This is a genomic window from Actinomycetota bacterium (assembly GCA_041658565.1).
In the GTDB taxonomy this organism is placed as follows: domain Bacteria; phylum Actinomycetota; class AC-67; order AC-67; family AC-67; genus JBAZZY01.
Window position 1 is genome coordinate 1 of record JBAZZY010000089.1, and the last position, 2,862, is coordinate 2,862.

General features: G+C 63.9%; 2 protein-coding genes. One reads left to right on the forward strand and one right to left on the reverse strand.

The window, feature by feature from the left end; translation table 11 throughout:
• The coding region (locus tag WDA27_15240) for an AMP-binding protein (GenBank protein ID MFA5892279.1) at nt 1-1,527 on the reverse strand (1,527 nt) is incomplete at its 3' end.
• Nucleotides 1,528-1,777: 250 nt separating this feature from the next.
• On the opposite strand from WDA27_15240, the gene WDA27_15245 reads away from it, so the two are divergent.
• The coding region (locus WDA27_15245) for an AMP-binding protein (protein MFA5892280.1) at nt 1,778-2,862 on the forward strand (1,085 nt) is incomplete at its 3' end.

Consider the following 2,862-nt stretch of genomic DNA (forward strand, 5'->3'; position numbering starts at 1 on the left):
CAGCCACTCGCCGTCGAACAGTGCTTGGGTCTTTTTCGGGTTGCGGAAGTAGCCCTTGGTCGCGGATGGCCCCTTGAATTGCAGGCGCCCCTCAGTGCGGTCGGGGACCTCGATGCTGGCGTCGTCGACGATGCGGATCTCGTGCCTGGGAATGGGCCGGCCGCAGGCGACGAATTCGAAGACGGTAGCGTCCTCCGGGCCCGCAGGGACCGCCCTGCCGTCGCGTGACAGCGCGATCCGCTGGACACGGTCGATTATGGGAGGGCGCCCCACGGGAGGAAAGGCGAGACCGACTGAGTTTTCAGCAAGTCCATAGACAGGGGCCATCGCCTCCGGGGGAAAGCCAAATTTCGCAAACTGTTTGGTGAAACGGGCGATGGTAGCGGGGCTCACGGGCTCCGCGCCGTTGACCACTCTGCGCAGCGAGCCGAGGGCGAACCCCTCGATGTCCTCGTCGCGTATGTTCTTGCAGCAAAGCTCAAAGGCGAAATTGGGGGCCGCCGAAAGGGTGGCACGGTGACGGCCGATCGCTCGCAGCCATCGGCCGGGGTCAGCCAGGAAGGCAAGAGGCGGCATGATGACGGTCGGTGCGCCATAATAGAGCGTGCCGAGCCAAGCGCCGATCAGCCCCATGTCGTGGTAAAGCGGCAGCCAACTGACGAAGGTGTCTGCCGAACTGGCTTCAAGTGCTTCTCCCATACCCCGGATGTTGGCGAGCAGGTTCGCATGGGTGAGCACGACACCCTTTGGGTCGCCGGTGCTGCCGGAGGTATACTGTATGAGCGCAACCGTTTCGGATCCGGCCGGCAGCGGCTGTTCGAGCGACCCGGCGCCACTCAACCCCGCAACCGTTTCGACATGGCGAAGATCGCTCGTCAGACCGAATAGCAGCGCGCCGAGATTGCGGATCTCCGAGCCAACGATGAGTACACTTGCGCCGGCATTGCGCAGGATGCCGGCCTGCCGCCGCAGATGGTCCTCGACCTGGGCGCGGCGAAACGGCGGATAGATCGGGACCGGGACCCCACCGGCGTAGATGACCCCGTAGAACGCCTCGAAGAAGGCCGCCTCGGTCGGGAGCATGATCGCAACGCGGTCACCGGGCGCAAGACGCCTCTCCAGAAGTCCGCGTGCGATTACCCGGCTCGCGCGGTCAAGCTCGGTGTAAGTAATGCACTGCTCGTCGTCCTCACCGCGCCACAAGTAGATATGCGGGCGGGAACCGTGCTTCGCCACGTGAAAGCTGAGCGCCTCAATAAGTGTCTGCGCCGTTTGTGGCGCGCTCACCTCGGGCAAAAGAGCCGCCTCGCCGGCCAGCGGCAACGCGAGCGGGGGGGCGTGATCGGAGGCCTCGCACAAAGCCCGGAGCAGATCTGCCGGAGTATCCGCCTCGCCGATGAGGCTGTCCGGCAGTCGAACCTTGAAGGTGCGGTCGATCCTCAGCACCAGCTCGGCGCGCCCGAGACTATCGAGGCCAAGGTCGCGGTCGAGATCGCTGTCGAGCTTGATCGCAACCGTGCGCCGCATGTGGGGGTGGAGCTCCCACACCAATTCTTGCACGAGCCGTAGTAGCTCGGCCGTAAGCGCCGGTTCGGCCTTCCTTGAACCGCTATTATGGGCGCCGCTCACCATTCGCGCGCTCCAACTGACGTGCCAGGCAGCTGACCCGGCAACAATTCAACTTGGGAAGCATGCGCGACCCTAGCAAGCTTTCGTTGACACCGATCAACACGAGGAGCCCATGTGCGTGCATTCGTCGTTATCTGGGGGTGACCTGGTGAACCGAGTCATCGATGTGACCGAACCCCATTGCCGCAACTGCATAGGCGCCGCGCTTGTCGGCACCCTGCCGGGGCTTTTCAATGAGCGCGTTACACGCAGCCCGGCCGGGGTGGCCTATCGACAGTTCGATGGCATCGCGCAATTCTGGCGCGATTACACGTGGGAGAGTATGCGCTGGCGAACCGCGCGGTTGCAGCTGGCCATGCAACAAGACGGGCTCAAGCCCGGCGATCGCGTCGCCATTCTGCTCCCCAATGGGATCGACTGGGTCGGCTTCGACATGGCCGCACTCGGACTGGGCCTTGTCGTGGTTCCGCTTTATGCGCACGATAGCGCGGCCAACATCAGCTACATCCTCGGGCACTCGGGTGCCCGCTTGCTGCTGGTCGATACCGAGGCGCGCTGGCGCCTGCTGGCGGAACGCAGGGACGCGTTCCCCGAGCTCTCCACCGTCTGGAACTACGAGCCGGCGGCTTGCGCGGGGCCTTCTGGTGGGAACCCAGCAGTCAAGCATCTCGATAGTGTTCTTGCCGAAGCCGGCCCCGCGAAGTTCCGGCAATCCTGCGAGCCGTCAACGTTAGCGACCATCATCTATACCTCCGGCACCACGGGCCGGCCGAAGGGGACGATGCTGTCCCACTTCGCTCTCCTATGGAACGCGGAGCACACTGCCGAGGTCATTCCGCCGCGCAAGGACGATCTCTTTCTTTCGCATCTTCCGCTTGCCCACGCCTTCGAGCGCACGGTCGGTTATTACCTGCCGATGATGGGTGGGTCGACAGTCGCCTATGCGCGATCGATCGACGTGCTCGCGGAAGACCTCAGAGCGATCCGGCCGACGGTTTTGCTTTCAGTCCCTCGCATTTACGAACGCGTCTATGGCGCAATCCGCAGCAACGCTGAAGACATGCCTCTGGGGGCTAGGCTCATGAGGCTCGCGGGAGACTTAGGTTGGCATCATTACCAGGCGGCACAAGGACGAGGGCCTGCACCAAGCCTTGCCGCGGGGCTAGCTTGGCGGTTGCTCGACCGGTTCATCGCGAAGCCGATCCGCGATACGTTGGGTGGGCGCCTCCGCGT